The following is a 17,989-nucleotide window of genomic DNA, read 5'->3' on the forward strand; positions in this document are numbered from 1 at the left end:
CGGGTGCCGATCACCTCGTGGAAGAGCCGGTCATATTCTTCCTGGCTGATCAGCTTGTAGCCGGTGATGAGCTTGATGACCTCGTTGTTGCCGCACCACACGGCGATCGACGGGTGGTGGCGGAGGCGGCGGACCTGGTCGGTGACCTCGGCGCGGACGTTGTCTTGGAATTCGGGGTTGTTGCCCGGGTAGGGGGCGCAGGCGAACATGAAGTCGCTCCAAACCAGGATGCCCCGTTCGTCACAGGCGTCGTAGAAGGCGTCGTCCGGGTAGTAGCCGCCGCCCCAGACGCGGATCATGTTCATGCCGACCGCGGCGGCGTCGTCGATGATCCGGTGCAACCGCGGCGCCGTGACGCTGGCGGGGAACACGTCCGCCGGAACGAAGTTGGCACCCTTGCAGAAGATCTCCCTTCCATTGACGGCAAGCCGCAGCGGGCCGGCGGCCGATTTCGGCAGCAGCTTCATCTCGCGCAGACCGATCCGGCGCTCGCGGGTGTCGAGGACCTGTCCGGCGGCATCGCGGAGCTGGACGGCGACGGTGTAGAGGGGCTGGTCGCCCATGCCGTTTGGCCACCAGAGCCGGGGCTGGGGCACGCGGAGCGGGATCGAGGCCCGGTCGCCGGGCAATGCTGTCCTGGCGCGGTCGATGACCTTGCCGCCGAACATCACCACCGCCTCGGCGGTCAGGCGGGCGGCTCCGGTGCGGCCGGCGGTGACCTCGACGTCGAGCCGGGCTGAGTTTGGATTCCCCAGGGCCTGGCCGATCCGCAGGTCCTCGATCCGGGCGGTGTCGTAGGCGATGATCGAAATCGGGCGGTAGATCCCGCAGGGCAAGAAGCGGGCGGTGAAGTCCCAGCTGTTGCTGTAGGGGGCCTTGCGGATGTTGGCGATGTCGACCCCAGTGGCATTGGGGACCTTCGGGGCACGGCGCCGGAAGGCGTCGATGTAGGGCTGGATCGGGGAGAAGGTGACGCGGATCTCATTCCCTCCGGGTTTCAGGCGCCGCTTCACGTCGAATTCCCAGGTCCGGTACATGTTGTCGGTGTTGGCGAGGTGTTCGCCGTTCACCTCGATGCGGGCGACGGTGTCGAGGCCTTCACAGCGGAGGAGCACCACGTCCTTCGCAATCAGTTCGGGCGAGAGGTCGAAGTTCCGCGTGAACTCCCAAGTGGCCTGGTGGACCCAATCCATGGTGGCCGCATTGTCGCGGAAGAACGGATCGGGGAGCCGGCCGGCCCGGATGAGGTCGAGATGCACATTGCCGGGCACTTTCGCCGGCAGGGTCCCGGGCTGCCCCGCCTGGGCGAGCGTCCAGTCGCCGGCGAGGTCGTGGGATTCCAAGGCAGCCCGGCTGCCGGATGACAGCGCCAATGCCAGTGCCGCCACGAATGGGATGAAGCGGCGCATGATCAATCGGCTTGGGCCGGCTTCAGTGCCGGATCGTCGAGGTCCAGCCGGTAGAGGACCTGGTTGTAGTCGTAGCGCGGGGTCTTGCGCTTGTTGTCGGTGAAGGACGTGGTGTAGGTGCCCTCGAACAGCAGCACCGGCTTGTCGGGATCGGCGAGCTGCCAGTCGATCTGCACATTGTAGAAGGTGTAGTTCTGGTGGGTGGCGACCTTGATTGCCGGTCCCCACGGGCCTTGCGGGCTTTCCCCCTCCAGGTACCAGACTTCGCCGAAGGTCGACGGCTTGCCGAACTTCTGCTGCACGATCATCACGAAGCGCTTGCGGTAGCCGCTCCACGCGACCGCCGCGGACGCGACCTCGATGCGCTGGCCGTCGACGGTTTCGTAGGATTTCGGGTTTTCGACGGTTTCCCACGTCGACCGGTCGCGCCACGCCTCGTAGGTGGCCGGACAGCGGAAATTCGGCGGGCCGTTGAAATAGAGCCACTTATTGCCGCCATGGTCGGTCCAGAACACCGGGTGGCCGTCGGGGTAGGGCTTTGGCGGGTGATCGCCGCCGTCGCTCTTTTTCCAGAAGGTCGAGACCTTGTCGAAGTTCTCGGTCGTGTCGTTCCACTCCAGCAGACCGAACTCATAAGCCGCCATGCCGCCGCCGATCTTGGCATAGGTGGCGACGAGGTGCTCGCGGCGCTTGCCGTCGGGCAGTGCGACGAAGCCGGACAGCCAGGTCGGTCCGTCGCCTGCCATTTGGGCAACGCCGCGCGGTTGGCCGTCCCTGTTGCGGAAATAGTCGTAGGCAATCCCGGTCGGCGGTTTCAGGGAGACGAGAGGATTCAAGGAGGACGTCGCCGCCGAGGTGTGGAAGATCCCGAGAGGGTAGCCGGGGAGGTTGGTGTCGCCCCACAGCCAGAACAGCTTGCCGCGGTAGCGGGCGAGCTGGACGGTGTCCGATCCCATCACGCCGGTGTCCTTCCAGTTCATGAAGGTGCCGGTCAGCTGGCTTTCCGCGAACTGGCCGCCGCCGGTCAGCCGGCCGAGCCGCTTGGCGATCTGCTTGCGCCCGACCTCGATCCGGGTGCTGCCGCCGGGCTTCGGGTGGATCCGGACGCCGCGGTTGCCGAAGCCGTCGGCCGGCAGCTCGTAGCCGTGGGAGGAAACGTGGAGCCAGGTTTCGCGCCCCATCAGCTCGGGCAGGGCGAAGGCGGCCACCCCGGCGTTGTCGGTGACCAGGGCGACATCGTTGGTGGTGGTCAGCTCGACCAAGGGAACCGGCCACCCGTTTTCTTTGTCCACCACCTCGATTCTGAAGGGATCGGCCCTGAGGACCGGGAGGAAGAGGACGGAAAGCAGCAGCAACTTCATGGTGTCGGATAAATGAGGCGGGCCCGGGGTCAAAAAAGGGCAAGATAACGTCGATCCCGCTACCGCGGGATTAGTCGGGCGGGGATTTCGGCGGGTGTCGTCGACCCGCGAGGTCGGGTGGACGCATCGGGATCCCCGGCGCTCGCCCTATACGATGCGGCTCTTAAACCAGTGGGTGCGCCGTACCGTGCCGAACCCGGTCGAGGCGGATATTCCCGGGCACCGGAGATCGGGCGGGAACGCCAGATCGACCAAGCAATCCGGGGGCAAGAGGGCGATTTCCACGGCAACCCCGGGAAAAGTTTCCCGGTCATTGCGCCCATCCGATCTCAAATGGTCTGCGGCAATGACGCAGCGAAGCGGCCGAAACGCTAAAAAATAAAGGATTCCGAACCAAAATCCGGGTCGGATTTTTTTTCGAAATAGGACTTGCCACAAGGGTCGCCATGCCTAGATTCGCCGCCCCACATCGCCCCCTGTCCCTTGCGCGCAAGCAAGGCGGGACGGCTTCATTCTCCAAACACTATCGGGTGCAGCTCCGGAAAAAAGGCTCCTGCGAGGGATTTATCGCTCGCCTCCTTGTCCGGCGTCGCATTCAGCGAATACCGAACCCTGCAGGAATCTTATGCCCACCATCAATCAGCTCGTCCGCAAAGGACGCCACGTTCCGATTGAAAAGTCGAAATCGCCGGCGATGAGCAATTGCCCGCAGCGCCGCGGCGTCTGCCTCCAGGTGATGACCCGCACGCCGAAGAAGCCGAACTCGGCGCTCCGGAAAGTGGCCAAGGTCCGCCTGACCAACGGCTTCGAAGTGATCGCCTACATCGGCGGTGAAGGCCACAACCTCCAGGAGCACTCCATCGTCCTCGTCCGCGGGGGCCGGGTGAAGGACCTTCCGGGTGTCCGCTACCACATTGTCCGTGGTTCGCTCGACACCCTCGGCGTCGACAAGCGCCGCCAGAGCCGCTCGAAGTACGGCGCCAAGCGTCCGAAGCCGGGCCAAGAGGCTGCCAAGAAGAAGTAATCCGCGCCCGAAGCCTTAAACATTCAAGATCATGTCACGCCGCAAGCGCACATTCCACAAGCCCGATCGCCGGGACTCCCGCTACGACAGCTCGCTCGTCGGTCACCTCATTTCCAAGGTGATGCTCGACGGCAAGCGCTCGCTCGCGGAACGCATCGTTTACGCCGCCATCGACAAGGCCAGCGAAGGCGTTGAAACCGTTGATCCTCTCGAAGTGGTCACCCGTGCCATCGAGAACGCCAAGCCGCGCGTCGAAGTGAAGAGCCGCCGCGTCGGTGGTGCCACCTACCAGGTGCCGCTTGAAGTCGCTCCGGATCGCTCCGAGTCCCTCGCCCTGCGCTGGATCGTCGGCTACGCCCGCGGCCGCAAAGGCACCCCGATGCACGTGGCCCTGGCCAACGAGCTGAAGGACGCCGCCAACAACCAGGGATCGTCGGTCCGCAAGCGCGACGACGTCCACAAGATGGCCCAGGCCAACCGCGCCTTCGCCCACTTCCGCTTCTAAATTGCTCACCGGGGCGCCCCGCCGCCTCCATCCGCCATGTCTTCCAACCACAACAGTCCTGATCGTCCGTATCCGCTTGAGCGGACACGGAACATCGGGATTGCGGCGCACATCGACGCCGGGAAGACCACGCTCACCGAGCGGATCCTCTTCTACACGGGGATGATCCACAAGATCGGCGAGGTGCACGATGGCGCCGCCACGACGGACTGGATGGAGCAGGAGCGCGAGCGTGGCATCACCATCACCTCCGCCGCCGTCACCACCGAGTGGTGGCAGCACGAGGAGGACGGTGTCGCCAAGCTCTTCACCGGCCAGAAGCAGCGGATCAACATCATCGACACCCCCGGCCACGTCGACTTCACGGCCGAGGTGGAGCGCTCGCTCCGCGTGCTCGACGGCGCCATCGTCGTCTTCTGCGGTGTCGCCGGTGTCCAGCCCCAGACCGAAACCGTCTGGCGCCAGGCCACCAAGTATCACGTCCCGCGCATCGTGTTCGTCAACAAGATGGACCGCGTGGGCGCCAACTTCGACAACGTCTTCCACGAGGTGAAGGAAAAGCTCGGCGCGAACGCCGTGCGCATCTTGATCCCGATCGGCGCCGAGGATCACCTCACCGGCCAGATTGACGTCGTCAACCAGAAGGCGATCCACTACATCGACGACGCCACCTTCGGTTCGAAGTACGAGATCATCGATCTCGACGCGGATCAGAAGAAGATCGCCGAGGAAGCCTACGCGGAACTGCTGGATGCCGTCGTCAGCGTTGACGACCAGCTCGGCGAGAAGTTCCTGATGGAAGAGCCGATCAGCCGCGAGGATCTCAAGCAGGCGATCCGCCGCGCCACCATCGCCAACAAACTGGTTCCGGTTGCCGGTGGCTCCGCCTTCAAGAACAAGGGTGTCCAGTATCTCCTCGATGCCGTCATCGACTACCTGCCGAGCCCGCTGGAGCTCCCCGCGATGGTCGGCATGGACCCCGACAACGAGGATCACAAGATCGAGGTCCACACCAGCGACAACGAGAAGTTCTGCTCGCTGGCTTTCAAGCTCTGGGCTGACAAGTTCGTCGGCAAGCTGGTCTTCTTCCGGGTCTATTCCGGCGTCATCAAAAAGGGCGACACCGTTTACAATCCTCGCACCCGCCGCTCCGAGCGCGTCGGCCGCCTGATCCAGATCCAGGCCAACGAGCACAAGGACATCCAGGCCTGTTACGCCGGCGACATCGCCGCCATGGTCGGCCTGAAAAACGTCACCACCGGTGACACGCTCGCCAAGGAAGGCTACGACGTCGTTCTCGAGCCCCCGACTTTCCCGGAACCCGTCATTTCCATGGCGGTTGAGCCGAAAACCAAAGCCGACCAGGAGAAACTCGCCAATGCCTTGGCGCGCCTGTCGGAGGAAGATCCCACTTTCCAGGTCAAGACCGACGAGGAAACCGGCCAGACCATCATCTCGGGAATGGGCGAGCTCCACCTCGAAATCATCGTCGACCGCCTCCGCCGCGAGTTCAAGGTCGAGGCCAACACCGGTGCCCCGCAGATCGCCTACCGCGAAACCATCACCGCCGCCGCCCCGGGCGAAGGCAAGCTGGTCAAGCAGTCCGGCGGCCGCGGCCAATACGGCCACGTTCGTCTCGAGGTTCGCCCCAACGAGAAGGGCAAGGGCCTGACGATCGAGAACAAGATCGTCGGCGGTGAGATCCCCAAGGATTACCACAACGCCGTTTTCAAGGGCATCAACGAGGCCATGACCAACGGCATCATCGCCGGCTACCCGGTCATCGACGTCCATGTCGACGTCCTCGGCGGTTCCTTCCACGAGGTCGACTCCAATGAGAACGCCTTCACGATGGCCGCGATCTTCGCGATGAAGGACGCCTTCAACAAGGCCAAGTCCATCCTTCTCGAGCCGATCATGGCCGTGGAAGTCTCCACTCCGGACGACTACCAGGGCGACGTGATGGGCGACCTCAACCGCCGCCGCGGCCAGATCCAGAACATGGAAAGCAAGGGCAAGCTCGCCGTCATCCGCGCGAACGTCCCCCTCAAGGAAATGTTCGGCTACTCGACCGCCGTGCGAACCCTCTCCTCCGGCCGTGCTTCCTATTCGATGACCCCGTCGCACTTCGAGCAGGTGCCCGGCAACATCGTCTCGGAAATCGTCACCGACCGCGGACACTAAGAATTACCCAACATCTCAAACCAGAATCCACCGCCATGGAAAACCAGAAGATCCGCATCCGCCTGCGCGCGTTCGACCACCGTGCGATCGACCGCTCCGCCCTGGAGATCGTCGAAACCGCCAAGCGCACCGGCGCCAAAGTGGCCGGCCCGATCCCGCTTCCGACCCGCATCGAGAAGTTCAGCGTGAACCGCTCCGTGCACGTCAACAAGAAGTCCGCCGAACAGTTCGAGATCCGCACCCACAAGCGGGTTCTCGACATCGTCGACCCCACCGCCCGCACCGTCGACGAGCTCAAGAAGCTCAACCTGCCCGCCGGCGTCGACATCGCCATCCGCATCTGAGTCCGGCATCCCCGGGCCCTTCGTTCCAATTTCTATCTTCCCTTCAGCCATGTCACTAGGACTTCTCGGTAAGAAACTCGGCATGACGCGTCTGTTCGACGCCGAAGCCGGCTCCATGATTCCCGTCACCGTCGTCGACGTGAGCGGCAACACCTGCCTGCAGGTCAAGACCGTCGAAAAGGACGGCTACTCCGCCGTCCAGGTCGGCTTCGACGACAAGAAGGAATCCCGCGTCGACAAGCCGTCGCTCGGGCACTTCAAGAAGCACGGTTCGACGCCGAAGTACCTCGTCAAGGAGTTCCGCTTCGAGAGCGGCCAGGAAGCCCCTGCCGAACACACCGGCCTCGAGACTTTCACCGCCGGCCAGTGGGTCGACGTGATCGCCAAGACCAAGGGCCGCGGCTTCCAGGGTGTCGTCAAGCGCTACGGCTTCGGCGGCCTCAAGCAGACCCACGGTTCCATGATGCACCGCCGGACCGGCGCCATCGCCGCCGGTTCGACCCCCGGCCGCGTCTGGAAGGGCCAGAAGATGCCCGGCCACATGGGCGACAAGCCACGCACCATCCAGAACCTCAAGGTCGTCGCGGTCCGTCCGGAAGACGGCGTGATCCTCATCTCCGGCGCCATCCCCGGCGCGAAGGGCGGCTACGTCACCATTCGTCCCGCCAAGAAGAAGACCGCCTGAGCGCGCGTCTGAACCTCAATCCTCACTCGCACCACAGTCATGCCCGCGAAAACTTTCACCGCTGACGACGCCCAGAGCGCGAACATCCAGTTGGCCGAAGCCGACAAGGGTGGCCAGGCCGTGCACGATCTCGTCACCGCCTACCGCGCCAACCGCCGGACCGGCTCCGCCAACTCCAAGACCCGTGGCGAAGTCCGCGGCAACAACAAGAAGATCTACAAGCAGAAGGGCACCGGCAATGCCCGTCACGGCGACAAGCGCGCCCCGATCTTCGTCGGGGGTGGCGTGGTCTTCGGCCCGCGTCCCCGCGATTACTCGAAGAAGGTGCCGAAGAGCGTCCGCAAGCTCGCCCTGCGCCGCGTCCTCGGCGACCTCGTCCGCGAGGGTGCCGTCAAGACCGTCCCGTCGTTCTCGATCGACGGCAAGACCAAGTCCTTCATCGCCGCCGTGACCGCCGAGGTCGAGCCGAAGAAGGTCCTGATCGTCGCCAAGGCGTTCGATGACAAGACCTACCTCGCCGCCCGCAACGTCCAGTGGGCCGAGCTCCGCACCGCGGACAGCCTGAACGTCGAGGAACTGCTCCACGCCAACTCCATCATCCTGGTGGAGGACGCCCTCGAAACCCTCGCCAAGCGCACCGCCTAATTCTTTCCGCTGAACCGCGCCATGAAAGACATCTACCAAGTCATCAAGAACGTCCGCCTCAGCGAGAAGGCTTCCATGCTCCAGGAGACCAACAACGAGGTCACCCTGGAAGTGGACCGCTCGGCCAACAAGCTCGACATCAAGCGTGCCGTCGAAACCCTCCTGGGCAAGAAGGTCGCTGCCGTCCGCACCCTCAACTACCAGGGCAAGGCCAAGCGCCGCCGCCGTGCCGATGAGGGCCGCACCGCCCACTGGAAGAAGGCCGTCGTCCGCCTCAAGGAGGGCGAAAACCTCGACCTCGTCTGATTTTCTAACCGGTTAACGCCGAACAACCCTATCGCGAGCCATGTCTCTCAAGGAGTTCACACCCAATACCCCGTCCGAACGCTACAAGGTGCTTCCTTCCTTCGAGGAAATCACCAAGCACAAGCCGGAGAAAAGCCTGCTCAGTCCGCTCAAGAAGAGCGGCGGACGCAACAACACCGGCCGGATCACCTGCCGCCACAAGGGCGGTGGCCACAAGCGCCACTACCGCCTGATCGACTTCAAGCGCGGCAAGTACGACGTGCCCGCCACCGTGGTCGGCATCGAGTACGATCCGAACCGCACCTGCCGCATCGCCCTCATCAAGTATGAGGACGGCCAGAAAAGCTACATCCTCGCCCCGGCCGGCCTCGAAACCGGTGCCACCGTCGTTTCCGGCGAGAAGGTCGCTCCCAAGGTCGGCAATGCGATGCCGCTCAAGAGCGTTCCGCTCGGCACCGCGGTCCACAACATCGAGCTGATCCCCGGCAACGGCGGCAAGGTCGCCCGTTCCGCCGGCCAGCAGGCCATCCTCTCCAACCGCGAAGGCGGTTGGGCGCTGGTCAAGATGCCTTCCGGTGAGATCCGCCGCTTCAACGAGCTCTGTTTCTGCACCATCGGCAGCGTCGGCAACCGCGATCACATGAACGAGGTGTCCGGCAAGGCGGGCCGCACCCGCTGGCAGGGCACCCGCCCGACCGTCCGCGGCATGTGCATGAACCCCGTCGACCACCCGAACGGTGGTGGTGAGGGCAAGTCCAAGTCGGGTGGTGGTCGCCAGCACCTTCTCAGCCCCTGGGGCCACGCGAAGGGCGAGAAGACCCGCAAGCCGAAGAAGCAGACCAGCACCTTCATCGTCGAAAGCCGCCACAGCAAAAAGCGCTAACCTCTAAGTAATCATGCCTCGCTCGCTCAAGAAGGGTCCGTACATCGACCAAAAGCTCCTGGCCAAGATCGACGCCGCCGCCGCGGCCAACGACAAGAAGCCGATCAAGACCTGGAGCCGTGCCTCGATGGTCACCCCGGACTTCGTCGGCCTCAATTTCGCCGTCCACAATGGCAAGACCTTCGTCCCGGTGTACGTCACCGAGAACATGGTCGGCCACAAGCTCGGTGAATTCGCGCCGACCCGCCTGTTCCGCGCCCACGGCGGTATCGGCAAGAAGTAATCCCGTTCCGAACGTTTCCGCCCCGATGCAACGCCTCCGCCCACAGCCCCTTGCCGCTGCCGTCCTCGGACTGCTCGCGGGTGCGTGGACCTGTGCCGCGCAGGAGGCGGATCCTTCGGGCATGCAGGCCACCATCGAGGCCCTGCGTGCGCAGAACGAGTCGCTGGAGAAAAGCCTCGTCCAGGCCAACAAGGCCGAGAAGGAGGCGTCCGAGCAACTCGCCCGCGTCCGCCTGCGCCTCGAGGCCCTCGGCCGCGATCTCCTCGACGGTGGCAATGACCGCTTGGTCGAAGCCAATGCCAACCTGGAGATCCTCGGCCGCCGGGTCAGCAACCTCGAGGGAACCTCGACCCGGCTGGTTTCCGCCGTGTCCGACTACCTGGGCAAGGCGCTTGCCGCCGATCCGGAATCGCGACTTCGTGTCGAAACAGCCATCAGGGAGCTTGACGAAGTCATCGGACTCCGCCAGAAGCCCGCCCCCGCACGCGCCGGTTCCGCCGGCCAGGCGAAGGTAGTGAACATCGACCCGGTTAGCGGTCTCCTCGTCCTGAACATCGGCGAGGAGCAGAATACCCGGATCGGCACGACCTACCACCTCGTCCGCGGGGAACAAACCTTCGGCTCCGCCATCGTGGCCGACGTCCGCCGCAACGTATGCGGCGCCTTTGTCGAAGAGATCGACGCGGGTCAAGGCCCGGTCCGCCTCGGCGACACCGCCATTCTCATCACTGAATAATCCGCCTTTTCCGAAACGCCTCACCGACCAGATCCATGGAAGTCAAGAGCACCACCAAATACGTCCGCCTCTCCCCGAAGAAGGCGCGCGACGTCGCCCGTGAAATCCAGGGGCTGCCCGTGTCGAGCGCGCTCGACATCCTCACCTTCACTCCCAAGAAGGCAGCCTTCTTCATCAACAAGACCCTCAAGGCCGCGATCGCCGACGCCGAGAACAACTTCTCGCTCGATGCCGACGGCATGATCGTCAAGGAAGCCGTGATCGGCGCCGGCCCGGTGCTCAAGCGCTTCCAGCCCCGCGCCAAGGGTTCCGCCGGTGCCATCCGCAAGCGCACCAGCCACATCTCCATCACCCTCGCCGAAGCGCCGGAAGGCGATGCGAAGCCGAAGCGAGTCCACGTCTCCAAGCAGGCCGCCACCCCGGGAGCCTGATCCCCAATTCTTAACGCACCTTCATTATGGGCCAGAAAGTCAATCCCATCGGTTTCCGCCTCGCCGTCTCCAAGGACTGGCGCTCCAAGTGGTACGCCTCCGGCAAGGACTACACCGAGAAGCTCCACGAGGACCTCAAGATCCGCAAGTACATGCGCAAGCGCCTGCAGTTCGCCGCGCTTGCCCGCGTCGTCATCGAGCGCGCCTGGAACAGTGTCCGCGTGACCCTCCACACCTCGCGTCCGGGCCTGATCATCGGCCGCAAGGGCTCCGAGATCGAGCGGATGACCAAGGAGCTTTCCGACATCTGCAAGGGTGCCCAGGTCAAGATCGACATCGTCGAGATCCGCAAGCCGGAACTGGACGCCCAGCTCATCTGCGAGCAGGTCGCCATCCAGCTCGAGCGCCGGATTTCCTTCCGCCGCGCCATGAAGCGTGCCGTCCAGACCGCCATGGACTTCGGTGCCGAAGGCATCCGGATCCGTTGCGCCGGCCGCCTCGGTGGCTCGGACATCGCCCGCTCCGAGTGGTATCGCGAAGGCAAGGTGCCGCTTCAGACGCTGCGCGTTCCCCTCGACTACGGCTTCGCCGAAGCCCGTACCGTTTACGGGATCATCGGTATCAAGTGCTGGGTCAACAAGAAGGAGGACGACGGTTCACCGCGCCCGGAGCGCCCGAACGATCGCCGCGACAACCGCGGACCCCGCCGCCCGCGCGGCCCCCAGCAATAAGCCACCATTTTCAACCCGAACCATTTCCCAGGAGGACTGAGCCATGCCCTTGATGCCCAAACGTACGAAGTTCCGCAAGTCGCACCGCGGCAGCCGCGCCGGCAACGCGCAGCGTGGAACCACCGTCGCCTTCGGCGATTTCGGCCTGCAGGCGCTTGACCGCGGCTGGATGACCAACCGCCAGATCGAAGCCTGCCGTATCGCGATCAACCGCTACCTCAAGCGAAAAGGAAAGGTGTGGATCCGCATCTTCCCTCACAAGTCGATCACTTCCCGTCCGCCGGAAACCCGAATGGGTAAAGGTAAGGGTGCCGTCGACGCCTGGGTTGCGGTGGTGCGCCCCGGTAACATGCTCTTCGAGGTTGCCGGCGTGCCGGAATCCCAGGCCAAGGAAGCGATGCGCCTCGCCTCCTACAAACTCGGCCTTCCCACCCGCTTCGTCGTCCGCAACCCGCACGCCTGAGGCATCCCCAACCTTTTAACGACCTACCGCCATGGCTCAGACCAAGATCAAGGACATCCGCGAGCTCTCCGTGAAGGAACTCGAGTCCAAGCTCCGCGACCTCAAGGAAGAGGGCTTCAATCTCCGCCTCCAGCAGGCAACCGGGCAGCTTGAAAACTCCGCCCGCATCCGTGTGGTTCGCCGCGAGGCCGCCCGCGTCCAAACCGTGCTCAGCGAACACCGCAACAAGGCCTGAGCCGCCCCGCATCCGTAACCTTAGCGAAACATTTCCATGAGCGAGCAGCCCCAACAGGAAGCCACCACGCACGTCCGCAAGACCCGCGTCGGCGTGGTCGTGTCCAACAAGATGTCCAAGACCCTGGTGGTCGAGCACGTCGCCCGCGTCCCGCACCCGCGCTTCAACAAGATCGTCAAGCGGTCGAAGAAGTACTACGTCCACGACGAGGCCGGCGAGGCCCAGATCGGCGACAAGGTCCGCATCGTCGAAACCCGTCCGACTTCCAAGCTCAAGCGCTGGTCGCTCGAGAAGGTGCTCTCCCATTGAGATCCGCCTGCCGGGTTCGCCCGGGCAATCCACCACACACGATTTTCCTGCCATGATCCAGATGGAATCCCTTGTTTCGGTCGCCGACAACACCGGCGCCCGTTCCGCCAAAATGATCGGCGTCCTCGGCAAGCGCTCGCGCTCCGCCGAAGTCGGCGACATCATCACCGCCCACGTCCGCGATTCGATCCCGACCGCCTCGGTCAAGAAGGGTTCCGTGGTCAAGGCCGTGGTCGTCCGCACCGCTTTCCCGATCCGCCGCTCCGACGGTTCGGTCCTCCGCTTCGATGGCAACGCCATCGTCATCATCGACAAGGACAACAACCCGAAGGGCACCCGCATCTTCGGTCCTGTCGCCCGCGAACTGCGTGAAAAGCAGTTCATGAAGATCGTCTCGCTTGCCCCCGAGGTCCTCTGAGGCTACGGGCATCCCCACACCGAACCATTTCCCATGAAGACTCACGTCAAGAAAGGCGACGAAGTTGAGATCATCGCCGGCAATGCCAAAGGCAAGCGCGGCACCGTTCTCTCGGTCGACGCCGCCAAAGGCAAGGTCGTCGTCCAGGGCGGCCGCGTCGTCAAGAAGGCCATCAAGCGCTCCGAGAAGAATCCCGATGGCGGGATCGAGGAGCAGGACGGCCCGGTCCACATTTCCAATGTAAAGAAACTGGGTTGAGGCCCCGGCCCCGACCCGCGCTTAAGCGCACCAACCAGCGCTGACCCGCTAAAACACAATGAGCACACCCGTCCTACAGACAAAGTACAAGGAGAAGGTCGTGCCGGCTCTCAAGGAGAAGCTCGGCTACACCAATCCCCATCAGGTTCCCTGCCTTCAGAAGATCGTCGTGACTTCCTGCATGGGCAAGGCCGCCGACCGCAAGGTCGCCGTCGATGACGCCGTCGCCGAGATCGGCAAGATCACCGGCCAGAAGCCGTCGATCACCTACTCGCGCAAGTCCGTCGCCAACTTCAAGCTGCGCGAAGGTGAACCCCTCGGTGCCCGTGTCACCCTGCGTGGCGCCCGCATGTGGGAGTTCCTCCACCGCTTCATCAACGTCACCGCGCCGAACATCCGCGACTTCCGCGGGATCTCGCCGAAGAACTTCGACGGCCGCGGCAACTACGCCGTCGGATTCGCCGACCAGACGATCTTCCCGGAAATCGAGCTCGACCAGATCAAGCGCACCATCGGTTTCGACATCATCTTCGTCACCTCGGCCAAGACCGACGACGAAGGCCGCACCCTGCTCGCCGAGCTGGGACTGCCGTTCCGCGACATCAAGAAGGCGGACGAAACCACCGAAGGCGCTGCCGCCTGAGCCCACTGACATCCTCAAGGAACCACCATCATGGCCGTTCTCACCGATCCAATTTCCGACTTCCTCACCCGTTTCAAGAACTGCTGCCGCGCTGGCAACGAGCAGTTCCTGGCTCCTTACTCCCGCATCAAGGCTGACATCGCCAAGATCCTGCAGGAAGAAGGCTACATCTGGGGCTTTGAAGTCGTCACCGAAGGCGCTCACCCGCAGCTCAAGGTCAAGGCCCGCTACGTCGATGGCCGCCCCGTGCTGACCGACCTCAAGCGCATCTCCAAGCCCGGCCGCCGTGTCTATTGCGGTGGTCAGGAAATGCCCCGCGTCCTCAACGGGCTCGGCATCGCCATCGTCTCCACCTCCAAAGGCGTCATGACCGGCGCCACGGCCAAGCGCAGCTTGCTCGGCGGTGAAGTGCTCGCCCACGTCTGGTAACCTCCAACACGCGAAAGGAACAAACCACCATGTCACGAGTTGGTCTCAAGCCGATCTCCCTGCCCGAAAAGGTCAGCGTGAAGGTCGATGCCGGCAAGGTTCTCGTCGAAGGCCCGAAGGGCAAGCTCGACTTCGCCCTGCCCGACGGCATCTCCGTCAAGTCCGAGGACGCCAGCGTCATCGTTTCCCGTGCCACCGAAGCCCGCGCCCACCGCGCGCTCCACGGCACCGTCCGCAGCCTGGTCAACAACATGATCACCGGCGTTTCGACGGGTTTCGTCAAGGAACTGGAAATCCAGGGCGTCGGCCTCCGTGCCGCCGTCAAGGGCCAGGACCTGGACCTTTCCCTGGGCAAGTCCCATCCGATCCTTCACCCGATCCCGTCCGGCATCGCCGTCACGGTGAACGAGAACACCAAGATCAAGGTGGAAGGCATCGACAAGCAACTCGTCGGCCAGTTCGCCGCCGACGTCCGTGCCTACTACCCGCCGGAACCCTACAAGGGCAAGGGCGTGCGCTATGCAGGTGAGAAGGTCCGCCGCAAGGAAGGCAAGAGCGTCGGCAAGTAACCCATCAATCTCTCAGCAACATGAGCAAGATCAATCGCAAGGAAGGACGCCGCCGCATTCACCGGCGCATCCGCAAGAAGGTTGCCGGCACCGCCGCCCGCCCTCGCCTGGCCGTGCACTATTCGAACCAGCACGTTTACGCCCAGGTCATCGACGACGCCGCCGGTCGCACCGTCGCGTCGGCCTCGACCCTCGACAAGAGCGTCGAAAATGCCGCTTCGAATGTCGCCTGCGCCGCCAAGGTCGGTGCACTCGTCGCCGAGCGCGCCAAGGCCGCCAATGTCAGCGCCGTGGTTTTCGACCGCGGCGGTCACCTCTACCACGGCAAGATCAAAGCGTTGGCAGATGCCGCCCGCGAAGCCGGCCTCCAATTCTAATCGCTTACCGATACCGTCATGGTGACAACTCCAGATTCCACTCCGACACCTCCGGCCTCCCAGCAGGCGAATCAGGGCCAGCGCCCGTCGTACGGCCAACGCAACCAGGGCGGCTACGGCGGCCAGGGTGGCCGTGGACCCCGCGGCCCGCGCCGGGACGACCGTCAGGCCGCCGAGGCCGAAGGTCCCCAGCTTGCCGAGAAGGTCGTCTTCATCAACCGCTGCGCCAAGGTCGTCAAGGGCGGCCGCCGCTTCAGCTTCTCCGCGCTCATCGTCGCCGGTGACCGCGAGGGCAAGGTCGGCCTCGGTTTCGGCAAGGCCAACGAAGTGGCCGATGCCATCAAGAAGGCCGGTGAAACCGCCAAGAACTCCCTCAAGCCGGTGAATATCGTGGACGGCACCATCCCCCACGAGATCTACGCCGAGTTCGGCGGTGGCAAGGTGCTCCTCAAGCCGGCATCGCCGGGAACGGGCATCATCGCCGGTGGCGGCGTCCGCGCCGTCTGCGAGGCGGTCGGTATCCGCGACGTGCTTGCCAAGTCGCTCGGTTCTTCCAATCACTCCAACGTGGTCAAGGCCACCCTCAAGGCGCTGTCCCTGCTTCGCACCCGCGACCAGATCCTCGGATCCCGCGGCAAGAAGAAGGAAAAGGCCATTTGAGAACTCCCTGAACCTCCAAATTCATGAAACTTCACACTCTCGCCCCGAACAAGGGCGCCAAACACCGCACCAAGCGCCTCGGCGCCGGCGAAAGCTCCGGCTTGGGCAAGACCTGCGGCAAGGGTCACAAGGGTCAGAAAGCCCGTTCCGGCAGCGGCACCCGCGTCGGTTTCGAAGGTGGCCAGATGCCCCTTCACCGCCGCTTGCCCAAGCGCGGTTTCAACAACGTCAACTTCAAGACCAAGGTCGAGGTCGTGAACCTCGCCCAGCTTGAGAAGGCATTCAACGACGGCGACACCGTCAACGAGGAAGCCCTCCGCAAGGCGGGTCTCATCAACCGCGCCTGTGACCAGGTGAAGGTGCTCGGTCTCGGCGAGATCACCAAGAAACTGGAGATCGTTGTCGATACCATCAGCGCCTCCGCCAAGGAGAAGGTCGAAAAGGCCGGCGGGAGCGTCCAGACGCTCGCCGACGCTTGATGTTTCCCCGTTCATACCCGTCTTGACGGTTCTCCGGGGAGGAAGCGCTTGATCGCTTCCTCTCCGCGTTTAAAAACCCGTCGCTTTTTGCACCCCGCTTTCACATGATCTCCGCTTTCGCGAACACCTGGAAGGTGCCGGAACTCCGGGACCGGATCCTTTTCACCCTCGCCATGATCGTCATCGTGCGATTGGGCGTGCACATCACCCTTCCGGGTGTCGATGCCTCGGTCATCGAGCGCTGGATGGAAGACGCCTCCAAGGAAGACGGCGGCGGCAATGCCTTTGGGGCGATGCTGACGATCTTCGCCGGGGGCGGCCTCCAGCAGGCCGGTATCTTCGCGCTGGGGATCATGCCGTATATTTCGGCCTCGATCATGGTGCAGCTGATGACGGCGGTGGTGCCGAAGCTGGCGCGCCTTGCCCGTGAGGACGGCGGTCGCCAGAAGATCACCCAGTATACCCGCTACATCACGATCGTGATCGCGCTGGTGCAGGGTTACTTCGTTACCCGCACCCTGCTCGATCCCAGGCAGATGTTCTACATGCAGGGTATCGAGAAATACGGGGACCTGGTCCCCGGATTGACGACGCCGCTCGCAGTGTCGCTGTGGTCGGCGCTGATCGTGTTGACCCTTGTCGCGGGCACCCTGTTGCTGATGTGGATCGGTGACCAGATGACCGAGCGCGGGATCGGCAACGGCACCTCGATCATCATTACCGTGAACATCATTTCCGCCCTGCCCGGCGCGCTGGTGCAGACGTGGCGTCACTTCGTGACCGGTGACGACGTCGATGCCTTCCGGTCGATGATGATGGTCGTGATGATCGTGATGTTGTTGCTTGTGATTGCCGGCACCATCGCCATCACCCAGGCCCAGCGCCGCATCGCGGTGCAATACGCGAAGCGCGTCGTGGGTCGCAAGCAGTTCGGAGGGCAGACCCAGTACCTTCCGCTGAAGGTGAACTACGCGGGGGTGATGCCGATCATCTTCGCCACCGCAATCCTGTCGCTCCCGACCATGATGATCTCATGGCTCTTCAAGGGGGCTCCGTGGGCGGTCAAGCTCCAGACGGAACTTCAGCCGGGTGGCACCTGGTACTACGTTCTTGGTGGTCTTTTCATCTTCTTCTTCTCTTATTTCTGGGTCGCGACGATGTTCCAGCCGTCGCAGATTTCCGAGGACCTGAAGCGCAACGGCGGTTACATCCCCGGTGTCCGTCCCGGCAAGCCGACCGCGGAGTTCCTCGACTTCACGATGACCCGCCTGACCTTCGCGGGCTCGATTTTCCTCTCGTTGATCTTCGTGCTTCCCGCAGCCATCGGTCATCTGGTCGAGCTCCCTCCGGGATCGATGGTCCTTCAGTTCTTCGGCGGCACCAGCCTTCTGATCCTTGTGGGTGTCGTTCTCGACATCATGCGGCAGGTGGAGACCCACCTCTTGCAACGCCACTACGACGGCTTCCTCCGCAAGGGCAAGCTCAAGGGCCGCTACGATCGCCTCGCCCAGACGGGTGCCGCGGCGTCGAGCACCGCCTTGGTTTACCTGTGGGCAGTGATCGGCCTCCTCGTGGTCGTTGCTGCTGCGGCTTGGATCGCCAAGTGAGGCCGCCGCATTCCG

At 63.7% G+C, this 17,989-nt stretch carries 26 protein-coding genes; 24 read left to right on the plus strand and 2 right to left on the minus strand.

Annotation, left to right across the window (positions count from 1 at the left end):
* Positions 1 to 1,409 (minus strand): glycoside hydrolase family 2 protein (locus IG178_RS09685; RefSeq protein WP_226895279.1); only part of this gene is annotated, 1,409 nt, incomplete at its 3' end.
* Positions 1,410 to 1,411: 2 nt separating this feature from the next.
* On the minus strand, positions 1,412 to 2,770 hold the full coding sequence (locus tag IG178_RS09690; protein WP_193212343.1) for a hypothetical protein: 1,359 nt from the start codon (positions 2,768 to 2,770) through the stop codon (positions 1,412 to 1,414).
* A 625-nt stretch (positions 2,771 to 3,395) separates the two neighbouring features.
* On the opposite strand from IG178_RS09690, the gene rpsL reads away from it, so the two are divergent.
* From rpsL to secY, 24 genes are all read left to right on the plus strand, one after another.
* Positions 3,396 to 3,794 (plus strand): 30S ribosomal protein S12, encoded by a 399-nt coding sequence (rpsL, locus tag IG178_RS09695; protein ID WP_193212344.1) that lies wholly within the window; start codon positions 3,396 to 3,398, stop codon positions 3,792 to 3,794.
* 31 nt (positions 3,795 to 3,825) lie between these two features.
* The gene (rpsG, locus tag IG178_RS09700; protein ID WP_193212345.1) at positions 3,826 to 4,299 is read left to right on the plus strand and encodes a 30S ribosomal protein S7; all 474 of its coding nucleotides are present in this window, start codon (positions 3,826 to 3,828) and stop codon (positions 4,297 to 4,299) included.
* A 36-nt stretch (positions 4,300 to 4,335) separates the two neighbouring features.
* Entirely contained in the window at positions 4,336 to 6,483 is a 2,148-nt protein-coding gene (fusA, locus tag IG178_RS09705; RefSeq protein WP_193212346.1) for an elongation factor G, read from the plus strand.
* Positions 6,484 to 6,518: 35 nt separating this feature from the next.
* On the plus strand, positions 6,519 to 6,827 hold the full coding sequence (rpsJ, locus tag IG178_RS09710; RefSeq protein WP_193212347.1) for a 30S ribosomal protein S10: 309 nt from the start codon (positions 6,519 to 6,521) through the stop codon (positions 6,825 to 6,827).
* Between the two features lie 49 nt (positions 6,828 to 6,876).
* On the plus strand, positions 6,877 to 7,512 hold the full coding sequence (rplC, locus tag IG178_RS09715) for a 50S ribosomal protein L3 (protein WP_193212348.1): 636 nt from the start codon (positions 6,877 to 6,879) through the stop codon (positions 7,510 to 7,512).
* 39 nt (positions 7,513 to 7,551) lie between these two features.
* Positions 7,552 to 8,157: a 50S ribosomal protein L4 gene (gene rplD / locus IG178_RS09720; protein ID WP_193212349.1), complete on the plus strand. Its 606-nt coding sequence runs from the start codon at positions 7,552 to 7,554 to the stop codon at positions 8,155 to 8,157.
* A gap of 21 nt (positions 8,158 to 8,178) precedes the next feature.
* Positions 8,179 to 8,463: a 50S ribosomal protein L23 gene (rplW, locus tag IG178_RS09725; protein ID WP_193212350.1), complete on the plus strand. Its 285-nt coding sequence runs from the start codon at positions 8,179 to 8,181 to the stop codon at positions 8,461 to 8,463.
* A 40-nt stretch (positions 8,464 to 8,503) separates the two neighbouring features.
* Positions 8,504 to 9,346, plus strand: coding sequence for a 50S ribosomal protein L2 (gene rplB, locus IG178_RS09730; RefSeq protein ID WP_193212351.1), 843 nt, complete (start codon positions 8,504 to 8,506; stop codon positions 9,344 to 9,346).
* A 13-nt stretch (positions 9,347 to 9,359) separates the two neighbouring features.
* Positions 9,360 to 9,629 (plus strand): 30S ribosomal protein S19, encoded by a 270-nt coding sequence (gene rpsS, locus IG178_RS09735; protein ID WP_193212352.1) that lies wholly within the window; start codon positions 9,360 to 9,362, stop codon positions 9,627 to 9,629.
* Between the two features lie 25 nt (positions 9,630 to 9,654).
* On the plus strand, positions 9,655 to 10,365 hold the full coding sequence (locus IG178_RS09740) for a hypothetical protein (RefSeq protein ID WP_193212353.1): 711 nt from the start codon (positions 9,655 to 9,657) through the stop codon (positions 10,363 to 10,365).
* A 35-nt stretch (positions 10,366 to 10,400) separates the two neighbouring features.
* The gene (gene rplV, locus IG178_RS09745; protein WP_193212354.1) at positions 10,401 to 10,796 is read left to right on the plus strand and encodes a 50S ribosomal protein L22; all 396 of its coding nucleotides are present in this window, start codon (positions 10,401 to 10,403) and stop codon (positions 10,794 to 10,796) included.
* A 26-nt stretch (positions 10,797 to 10,822) separates the two neighbouring features.
* Entirely contained in the window at positions 10,823 to 11,527 is a 705-nt protein-coding gene (rpsC, locus tag IG178_RS09750) for a 30S ribosomal protein S3 (protein WP_193212355.1), read from the plus strand.
* A 43-nt stretch (positions 11,528 to 11,570) separates the two neighbouring features.
* Positions 11,571 to 11,990, plus strand: a complete 420-nt coding sequence (gene rplP / locus IG178_RS09755) for a 50S ribosomal protein L16 (protein ID WP_193212356.1) — start codon at positions 11,571 to 11,573, stop codon at positions 11,988 to 11,990.
* A gap of 31 nt (positions 11,991 to 12,021) precedes the next feature.
* A complete protein-coding gene (gene rpmC, locus IG178_RS09760) occupies positions 12,022 to 12,225 on the plus strand; it encodes a 50S ribosomal protein L29 (protein WP_193212357.1) in 204 nt (67 codons plus the stop codon).
* Between the two features lie 36 nt (positions 12,226 to 12,261).
* Positions 12,262 to 12,534, plus strand: coding sequence for a 30S ribosomal protein S17 (gene rpsQ, locus IG178_RS09765; protein WP_193212358.1), 273 nt, complete (start codon positions 12,262 to 12,264; stop codon positions 12,532 to 12,534).
* Positions 12,535 to 12,586: 52 nt separating this feature from the next.
* Entirely contained in the window at positions 12,587 to 12,952 is a 366-nt protein-coding gene (gene rplN, locus IG178_RS09770; RefSeq protein ID WP_193212359.1) for a 50S ribosomal protein L14, read from the plus strand.
* A 33-nt stretch (positions 12,953 to 12,985) separates the two neighbouring features.
* Positions 12,986 to 13,210, plus strand: a complete 225-nt coding sequence (gene rplX, locus IG178_RS09775) for a 50S ribosomal protein L24 (protein WP_193212360.1) — start codon at positions 12,986 to 12,988, stop codon at positions 13,208 to 13,210.
* A 58-nt stretch (positions 13,211 to 13,268) separates the two neighbouring features.
* Positions 13,269 to 13,853: a 50S ribosomal protein L5 gene (rplE, locus tag IG178_RS09780; RefSeq protein ID WP_193212361.1), complete on the plus strand. Its 585-nt coding sequence runs from the start codon at positions 13,269 to 13,271 to the stop codon at positions 13,851 to 13,853.
* 30 nt (positions 13,854 to 13,883) lie between these two features.
* Entirely contained in the window at positions 13,884 to 14,282 is a 399-nt protein-coding gene (rpsH, locus tag IG178_RS09785; protein WP_193212362.1) for a 30S ribosomal protein S8, read from the plus strand.
* A 29-nt stretch (positions 14,283 to 14,311) separates the two neighbouring features.
* A complete protein-coding gene (rplF, locus tag IG178_RS09790) occupies positions 14,312 to 14,851 on the plus strand; it encodes a 50S ribosomal protein L6 (RefSeq protein ID WP_193212363.1) in 540 nt (179 codons plus the stop codon).
* A gap of 20 nt (positions 14,852 to 14,871) precedes the next feature.
* The gene (gene rplR, locus IG178_RS09795) at positions 14,872 to 15,228 is read left to right on the plus strand and encodes a 50S ribosomal protein L18 (protein WP_193212364.1); all 357 of its coding nucleotides are present in this window, start codon (positions 14,872 to 14,874) and stop codon (positions 15,226 to 15,228) included.
* A gap of 18 nt (positions 15,229 to 15,246) precedes the next feature.
* Positions 15,247 to 15,888 carry a 30S ribosomal protein S5 gene (gene rpsE, locus IG178_RS09800; RefSeq protein WP_193212365.1) on the plus strand — a complete coding sequence of 214 codons (642 nt, stop codon included), beginning with the start codon at positions 15,247 to 15,249 and terminating at the stop codon, positions 15,886 to 15,888.
* A gap of 23 nt (positions 15,889 to 15,911) precedes the next feature.
* Complete coding sequence (gene rplO / locus IG178_RS09805; RefSeq protein WP_193212366.1) at positions 15,912 to 16,367, plus strand: 50S ribosomal protein L15; 456 nt, start codon at positions 15,912 to 15,914, stop codon at positions 16,365 to 16,367.
* 104 nt (positions 16,368 to 16,471) lie between these two features.
* Positions 16,472 to 17,974 (plus strand): preprotein translocase subunit SecY, encoded by a 1,503-nt coding sequence (gene secY / locus IG178_RS09810; protein ID WP_193212367.1) that lies wholly within the window; start codon positions 16,472 to 16,474, stop codon positions 17,972 to 17,974.
* Positions 17,975 to 17,989: the final 15 nt, after the last annotated feature.

The organism is Neoluteolibacter marinus, from assembly GCF_014904755.1.
Lineage (GTDB): Bacteria > Verrucomicrobiota > Verrucomicrobiia > Verrucomicrobiales > Akkermansiaceae > Haloferula > Haloferula marina.

Excerpts from the sequence above, each read along its gene's own strand:
- IG178_RS09690 (WP_193212343.1), bottom strand. The coding sequence starts at position 2,770 with ATGAAGTTGCTGCTGCTTTCCGTCCTCTTCCTCCCGGTCCTCAGGGCC.
- rpsL (WP_193212344.1), top strand. The coding sequence starts at position 3,396 with ATGCCCACCATCAATCAGCTCGTCCGCAAAGGACGCCACGTTCCGATT.
- rpsG (WP_193212345.1), top strand. The coding sequence starts at position 3,826 with ATGTCACGCCGCAAGCGCACATTCCACAAGCCCGATCGCCGGGACTCC.
- fusA (WP_193212346.1), top strand. The coding sequence starts at position 4,336 with ATGTCTTCCAACCACAACAGTCCTGATCGTCCGTATCCGCTTGAGCGG.
- rpsJ (WP_193212347.1), top strand. The coding sequence starts at position 6,519 with ATGGAAAACCAGAAGATCCGCATCCGCCTGCGCGCGTTCGACCACCGT.
- rplC (WP_193212348.1), top strand. The coding sequence starts at position 6,877 with ATGTCACTAGGACTTCTCGGTAAGAAACTCGGCATGACGCGTCTGTTC.
- rplD (WP_193212349.1), top strand. The coding sequence starts at position 7,552 with ATGCCCGCGAAAACTTTCACCGCTGACGACGCCCAGAGCGCGAACATC.
- rplW (WP_193212350.1), top strand. The coding sequence starts at position 8,179 with ATGAAAGACATCTACCAAGTCATCAAGAACGTCCGCCTCAGCGAGAAG.
- rplB (WP_193212351.1), top strand. The coding sequence starts at position 8,504 with ATGTCTCTCAAGGAGTTCACACCCAATACCCCGTCCGAACGCTACAAG.
- rpsS (WP_193212352.1), top strand. The coding sequence starts at position 9,360 with ATGCCTCGCTCGCTCAAGAAGGGTCCGTACATCGACCAAAAGCTCCTG.
- IG178_RS09740 (WP_193212353.1), top strand. The coding sequence starts at position 9,655 with ATGCAACGCCTCCGCCCACAGCCCCTTGCCGCTGCCGTCCTCGGACTG.
- rplV (WP_193212354.1), top strand. The coding sequence starts at position 10,401 with ATGGAAGTCAAGAGCACCACCAAATACGTCCGCCTCTCCCCGAAGAAG.
- rpsC (WP_193212355.1), top strand. The coding sequence starts at position 10,823 with ATGGGCCAGAAAGTCAATCCCATCGGTTTCCGCCTCGCCGTCTCCAAG.
- rplP (WP_193212356.1), top strand. The coding sequence starts at position 11,571 with ATGCCCTTGATGCCCAAACGTACGAAGTTCCGCAAGTCGCACCGCGGC.
- rpmC (WP_193212357.1), top strand. The coding sequence starts at position 12,022 with ATGGCTCAGACCAAGATCAAGGACATCCGCGAGCTCTCCGTGAAGGAA.
- rpsQ (WP_193212358.1), top strand. The coding sequence starts at position 12,262 with ATGAGCGAGCAGCCCCAACAGGAAGCCACCACGCACGTCCGCAAGACC.
- rplN (WP_193212359.1), top strand. The coding sequence starts at position 12,587 with ATGATCCAGATGGAATCCCTTGTTTCGGTCGCCGACAACACCGGCGCC.
- rplX (WP_193212360.1), top strand. The coding sequence starts at position 12,986 with ATGAAGACTCACGTCAAGAAAGGCGACGAAGTTGAGATCATCGCCGGC.
- rplE (WP_193212361.1), top strand. The coding sequence starts at position 13,269 with ATGAGCACACCCGTCCTACAGACAAAGTACAAGGAGAAGGTCGTGCCG.
- rpsH (WP_193212362.1), top strand. The coding sequence starts at position 13,884 with ATGGCCGTTCTCACCGATCCAATTTCCGACTTCCTCACCCGTTTCAAG.
- rplF (WP_193212363.1), top strand. The coding sequence starts at position 14,312 with ATGTCACGAGTTGGTCTCAAGCCGATCTCCCTGCCCGAAAAGGTCAGC.
- rplR (WP_193212364.1), top strand. The coding sequence starts at position 14,872 with ATGAGCAAGATCAATCGCAAGGAAGGACGCCGCCGCATTCACCGGCGC.
- rpsE (WP_193212365.1), top strand. The coding sequence starts at position 15,247 with ATGGTGACAACTCCAGATTCCACTCCGACACCTCCGGCCTCCCAGCAG.
- rplO (WP_193212366.1), top strand. The coding sequence starts at position 15,912 with ATGAAACTTCACACTCTCGCCCCGAACAAGGGCGCCAAACACCGCACC.
- secY (WP_193212367.1), top strand. The coding sequence starts at position 16,472 with ATGATCTCCGCTTTCGCGAACACCTGGAAGGTGCCGGAACTCCGGGAC.